Genomic DNA, 6,351 nt, shown 5'->3' on the forward strand with positions numbered 1-6,351 from the left:
TTGGAGGCCATGGAGGCTGCGGAGGCCTTGGAGGCCTTGGCGGCTGGGGAGGCCATGGAGGAAGAAAATTCCCCTGAACAACCACTAACAAAGCATTGGATTGAGGAGGGATGCTCATAGTCATGGCGGACGAGAACACGACGTTTACCCACATTCCCCTTTGAAGGCAGCATATGCACATTTTTTGGCCGAAAGATGTTAAGATACTGGTATTTCTATTGAGATTTAATCTTAGAATTTGTATGGAAGTGTTATTCCCTTCGCGAACAGCATAGGAGACCAGGATAAATCCGTTAGAATTATCGGTACATGAAGCTTCTTCTACAAAGGCGTTATTGATCCGCAGGACATTTCCCTGCTGAATTATCGTTCCGCGTGGATCGTTGCTCATATAGGAGTCACCATAAAAGATTTTATTACATTGTATGCAAAACAGAAATAATCTGTGAGGTCAAAGCAATTTGCAAATAGCCTTTCCTTACCGGTAAAATGCAGTTTTGCAACGATTGCCCGTAATTGAGATATTGTAATTTGATGTGAATTTAATCTATAATTTACTTAAGTAGAGATGGAACAGGAAAGGAGTGAAATGGAAAATGAGAGCCAGAATTTTTGATAAGGCCAGTCAAACCTTTTATCGGTCAGAGATTTATGGGATTGTAAATTTCGGTGGAGACAGGTATATTGCCGGAAAATGTGAGGGTGGTAAACAGATATTTTATCTGATAGACTATCTTGACTATACATCGGAGCCGCCTTACCGGGTGAATGTCGAATGTATTGACAGTAATCCCCTTCCTGAGGGGATGCAGTGGGAATACAGACAGAAAGAGGAGCTGTTAGACCTTAATCTAATCCTGGAGAAAAAATACCATCATCCGCCGTTATTATCTTTCAGGGGATGCCCGTTTTTATTGGAGCAGAAGGAATGGCTGGCAGAACTGACAGCCAGACGGAAATTGCCTGATTACAGAGCGGATGCAGTGGTGCCCGATACGAAATTGCAGGGATGGAATTACATAGAGGATAGCTGTGATATAAACAGTTTGATGGATTATTTCGGCGGATTTCATGATTCCGTTATAAGGGAAATCCACTATGAAAGTGGCGATTATATGGAAGGCGGAACAATGTATTTGTCACCCTCCTGTGCCAAAAAGCTGAGAATGGTGTTTGACAGTAGCTGGGCAAACAGCATTGAGATAGTTTTTGAGTCGGTCAGGCTGCTCCGGCTGGTACCGCCGGGAGAAAATTATTTGGGTGATTTATTTAATGCATCTATTTTCATTGACAACTTAGAAGTGTATTTTTACGATGAATATCTGAAGGAAAGGCCAAAATCTCATGATGGTACATGGGTTAAAGCGTTGGGAATGAGATGGCGGGTGATTGTATAACCGCTCCGCGGAGAATCCCGCGAGCGGGATTCTTTGATGAACAGATTCATGACCGGACGGGCTTTGTATTACCCATTTCCCCGGGAGCCATATCAAATATATCCCCGGCAGCGGAACCGTTATTCCTCCCACAATTGCCGCTGTGTCCGTTTGAAAGAATTGTTCAGATGACGGGCCACGGCCTGTTCCGCCTTTTCAGGATTACGGTCCCGTATGGCGGCTCCGATAGCCAGATGTTCTTTTAAAACGATTTCGGCATCGATAGAGTTGTTATATACGGATTTTACCTCAAAACGGAGATAGTTATTTAGAAGCATCGCCGTCTCGCGGTGCATCCAGCCGTTATGGGTGGCGGCGGCAATGTCACGGTGGAACTTATGATCGATCCGGTAGAGGGAGCGGCTGTCCCTGGATTCCAGATTGTTTTTGAGTTCATCCAGGCACCGGATCAGTCCGTTTATTTCTTCGTCCGTACTGCGCAGTGCGGCCAGTCTGGCATTATTCTTTTCCATCAGCATACGCATCTCCAGAATATCTTTTGCGTCTTTTTCTGTGACAGGGACTACCTTCACACCTTTACCGCGGCAGAAACAGACGTATCCCTCTTTTTGCAGCTCAAGCAATGCTTCCCGCACCGGAGTACGGCTGATTCTCAATTCGTTGCAGATTGCTTCCTGAGAGTAGATGGCTCCAATACGGAAGCGGTTGTAAAGGATGGCATCCTTGATAAGTTCATAGGCCTGTTCTTTAAATGTATTCGTTTGGATATATCCTCCGCCCAGCAGAGATTCATCGTTCATAATTATTAAACCCTCCCATTAATCCGCCCTTTGGAGCAGAATATATTACATATTAATAAGAGTAGTATAACGATAAAACAGGGAAATTGCAATGAAATCAGCAGGAGTGTTTGGCGAGAATTTTAAATTATACAAACATTCCCTGGGTAAAATGATCGGAAAATTGTATATTAAGTTAAAATCCAAAAAAATTATTGACAATCGTCAGATTCGTGTCTATATTATAGATATGTAGAATGTAATATGTAATATATTACTGAGAGGGGAGGCGGGTTTTTTCAGTGGCATGTTGCAGGAACTGAGTACACAGTGTAGAGCAAATAAAGGAGGAGAAGTATGTTAGTCGCAGTATGGATTATTACGTTCCTGTTAATTATTGGTATCGGAGTATACGCAGGTACAAAAATCAAATCTGCAAATCAATGGTCGGGCGGAGACAAGACGATGGGAGCCGTTTCTCTGGGCTGTATATTTGCGGCGTGGCAGATTGGCGGCATGGCAGTGGTAGGCGCAGCGCAAAACGGCTATAATTTGGGAATTTCCGGCGCTTGGTATTCAATTGCCGGGTCGTTCTATTTTATCGCGCTGGCAGTATTTGCAAAGATTATCCGGGAGAGAATGCCAGGGGAATCAGTGCCTGCCTATTTACAGAACCGGTTTGATACGAAAACCACCCGCCTGTATTCCTATGCCTGGATTGTTTATGGATTTCTTTATATTCCGATTCAGCTTAAGACGGTAGCCAGCATCATCCAGATCGTGCTGCCGGGCATGAACATGATGGCGGCGATGCTGATTGGCGTTACGGTTGCCGTACTGTATACAAGCTTTTCAGGAATGAAAGGCGCATCTGCCGTAGGCCGCGTAGTTTGTATCGGCATCTATATTTTGCTTATTATTTTCACGGTTACGACCCTGTCCGGCTTTGGCGGACTCGGCGGTTTATTCGAACAGCTTCCGGAAAATTATAATTCTATGGGGAATATGCCGACACAGAGAATTATTGCATGGATTCTGGGCGGCTGTATCAGTACGGCAGTCATGCAGGCAGTGCTTCAGCCGCTTTTGGCGGCAAAAAGCCCTCAGGCTGCAAGAACCGGTTCAATTCTGGGCTATCTGATTGCGGCGCCGATCTGTTTTTTTACGGCAATTTGTGGTATGCTTTCAAAAGCTTCCGGTGCAGACCTGGGCGACGGTTCGACGGCTTTTGCATATGCAATTAAAACCTTCAGCAGTCCCGTGTTTGCCGGAATTATATTTGCCTTTGCGACCATGATTATCGCTGCGACAATGGCTACGATGATGCTGGCGACGGGCACTATTATTACAAATATATACAAGACGGAAATTGACCGGAATGCCGGAGATCAGAAGGTATTAAAGATATCCAAATCGGTAACCTTTATTTTTGCCTACCTTACCCTGATACCTGCATTTCTGATTCCCAGTCAGTCACTTACCAACCTGTTTTTAACACTGCAGCATGTAGCGGCGGCGCCGGTCAGCTTTTCGATTCTGGCAGGCTTAATGTGGAAACGGTGTACGAAGCAGGGCGCATTCTGGAGCATGCTGACAGGCATGATAGTGGGGATTTCCTGGATGCTTCTTGGGTTGACTGATAAGATGGAAGCAGTTTATCCGGTTGTGGTTGTTACATATTCAGTTGGAATTATTGTCTCGCTTATGACGAGCAAAAAGGAGATAGTTTAATATGTGTCAGGAGCAAAAGAAACAGATTTATATGTGGCCTTCTCATTGGGAGAAACCGGCCGCACACGGAGATTACGGCGCTGTGAGCTGCAACAACAGTTATGCGGCGAGAGCCGGTCTTTGGATACTGAAAAACGGAGGCAATGCCTTTGATGCGGCGGCAGCCGTTTCGCTGGCATTGTCGGTTGTGGAACCACATCATTCAGGAATAGGGGGAGGCTGCTTCAGCCTTCTCTACTGCGAAAAGGAGGGCCGGATTTTTGCCCTGGACGGAAGAGGGACAGCGCCTGTGCAGGCCGGACCTGATTTGTTCCTGAAAAACGGGGAAGTGCAGGATGAATGGAAGGATCTTGGCGGACAGTCGGTTGCGATTCCCGGATTACTGAAAACGATGGAAGACATGCTGAAACGATTTGGCACAATGACGTTAAAAGAAGTCAGCGTTCCTGCAATCCGGTATGCGAAAGAAGGATTTGGCACGAGTTACACCGGCGCCCTGACCATGTATGATGATTCCGTTAAGAGAAAAATGAGAATATCGGAAGGATTCCGGAAATTGTATTTGAAGAATGGGCAGGAATTTTACCGGTTTGGCGATATCCAGAGGAATCCTGAGCTGGGAGTACTTCTTGAGACGATAGCTGAGAATGGAACCGATGTATTTTACCGCGGGGAGATAGCGCAGCGGATTGTATCGGTGATTAACAGCAGGGGGGGATGCTTTGAAACGGCAGACCTTGAGAACTACGCTCCTAAATACCGTGAGCCGGTATATACGGATTACCGCGGCTATGAGGTGGTGTCGTTTGCACCTCCCAGCGGAGGCTGTACATTGATTGAGATGCTCAACATCCTGGAACAGAAGGATTTAAGGGCCATGGGACATAATACGGCAGACAGTATTCATGCAATTGCGGAGGCAATGAAATTGGGTTTTGCCGACCGAAGCACCGCTTTGGGAGATCCTGATTTTGTGTCGGTTGACACGGAGCGTCTTACCTCGAAAGCTTATGCGGCGAAACGGTTCCGGCTGATTGGCGGACATGCCGGAGAATATGCACCGGCAGAGGGCATTGAGGCAAAAGAGTATCCGGGTAACACCTCTCATTTTTCTATAATGGATCGTTTTGGTAATGCAGTTTCTCAGACGCAGACCGTACGGGACTGGTTTGGAAGCGGAATTGCAGTGGAGGGACTGGGGTTTGTACTGAATAATGCAATGTCTGATTTTTCAGCCGCCGCCGGGGCCATGACCAGCCAGGGCCTGGCTTATGGAAACGCAAACAGCATTGCGGGAGGAAAAACGCCTCTGTCAAGCATGAGTCCGAGCATTGTCCTGAAAGACAAAAAGCCGTATCTGGCGATTGGTTCGGCAGGCGGACCGAGAATTATTACAGGAACTCTTCAGGGAATCATTAATGCAATTGATTTTGATATGAATCCGGAACAGCTTGTCAATGCTCCATATGTGAACTGCCTTACAAGGGAGCAGGGACTGGAGGCGGAATTCGGTATTTCTCAGGATACGCTCAGGCTGCTTGAAGAGAGAGGGCATAAACCCGTATGTATAGAAGCGGATCAGGCGATGAGCACAATGGTCAACAGCGTTATGCTTAAGGATGGGGAGTATTATGCAGCCGGAACAAAGAGAGTGGACGGCTGCGGCGGCGTTCTCTTATCAAATGGAAATATTATTTTAGAAGGGATCAGCCAGGAGATTTCCTGACGCAGGTTTGGCTGTTTCGTATAGGCCGCCGGAGACGGCCTATACGAAACGGTGAAGAAAGCGAAGAATTTTACTGTGAAATAAAAAAGTTTCCGCTTGTCGGCCCCTGGGCTTTCAGCAGAAACTTTTTTTATATGGTTTATTAGTTGTTAACAGTTACGTTAACAGCCTGTAATCCACGAGCGCCTTCTGTAACTTCGAAGGAAACGGACTGTCCGTCTTCTAATGTTTTGTAGCCGTCCATAGCAAGACCGGAGAAATGTACGAAAATATCGTTGCCCTGCTCGTCGCTGATGAAGCCGTAGCCCTTCTGTGAGTTAAACCATTTTACTGTACCTTTATTCATGAAAGATACCTCCTATTATATTATTTTTATTATATTTTCTATATAAAACAAAAAATCACATATCTTTGTAAATCAACAAACCGATTTACAACAAATATGTGAAATCAAAGCTTTATCAAAAATACGAGTTTAATATAGCACGCTCTGGCGGTTTTGTCAAGAAAGATTTAAAAATTTACATCAGATTTAGCAATATTTTAGTATAAACGCGATTTGCCCTGCCGTCTTCTCTAAGGCCTGACCGAAACCCGCTCCGGTTTGCAGCCCCGTCTAAGCCGGCGCCGGGAGGCCGGAACCCTCAATCGTTACTGTTCACCCTCCGCCAAAAAGCGGCGTGGTGCGAACAATAACACGCTTCGCGATGCACAGAAA

At 45.9% G+C, this 6,351-nt stretch carries 5 protein-coding genes and 1 pseudogene; 3 read left to right on the forward strand and 3 right to left on the reverse strand.

Annotated elements, in window-relative coordinates; genetic code table 11:
- Positions 1-391 (reverse strand): annotated as a pseudogene (locus tag CLOSYM_RS23920) (hypothetical protein); the annotation flags it as partial.
- Positions 392-596: 205 nt separating this feature from the next.
- On the opposite strand from CLOSYM_RS23920, the gene CLOSYM_RS00080 reads away from it, so the two are divergent.
- Positions 597-1,397, forward strand: a complete 801-nt coding sequence (locus CLOSYM_RS00080) for a hypothetical protein (protein WP_003498644.1) — start codon at positions 597-599, stop codon at positions 1,395-1,397.
- Between the two features lie 119 nt (positions 1,398-1,516).
- Here the strand turns inward: CLOSYM_RS00080 and CLOSYM_RS00085 are convergent, their stop codons facing one another.
- On the reverse strand, positions 1,517-2,197 hold the full coding sequence (locus CLOSYM_RS00085) for a GntR family transcriptional regulator (protein ID WP_003498643.1): 681 nt from the start codon (positions 2,195-2,197) through the stop codon (positions 1,517-1,519).
- 336 nt (positions 2,198-2,533) lie between these two features.
- Here CLOSYM_RS00085 and CLOSYM_RS00090 point away from each other — a divergent pair, with 336 nt between their 5' ends.
- Both CLOSYM_RS00090 and ggt read left to right on the forward strand, forming a co-directional pair.
- Positions 2,534-3,907, forward strand: coding sequence for a sodium:solute symporter family protein (locus CLOSYM_RS00090; protein WP_003498640.1), 1,374 nt, complete (start codon positions 2,534-2,536; stop codon positions 3,905-3,907).
- Between the two features lies 1 nt (position 3,908).
- The gene (gene ggt, locus CLOSYM_RS00095; RefSeq protein WP_021640467.1) at positions 3,909-5,633 is read left to right on the forward strand and encodes a gamma-glutamyltransferase; all 1,725 of its coding nucleotides are present in this window, start codon (positions 3,909-3,911) and stop codon (positions 5,631-5,633) included.
- A gap of 142 nt (positions 5,634-5,775) precedes the next feature.
- On the opposite strand, the gene CLOSYM_RS00100 is transcribed toward ggt, so the two are convergent.
- Entirely contained in the window at positions 5,776-5,979 is a 204-nt protein-coding gene (locus tag CLOSYM_RS00100; RefSeq protein WP_003498636.1) for a cold-shock protein, read from the reverse strand.
- Positions 5,980-6,351: the final 372 nt, after the last annotated feature.

Source organism: [Clostridium] symbiosum ATCC 14940, assembly GCF_000466485.1.
Classification (GTDB): Bacteria; Bacillota; Clostridia; order Lachnospirales; family Lachnospiraceae; genus Otoolea; species Otoolea symbiosa.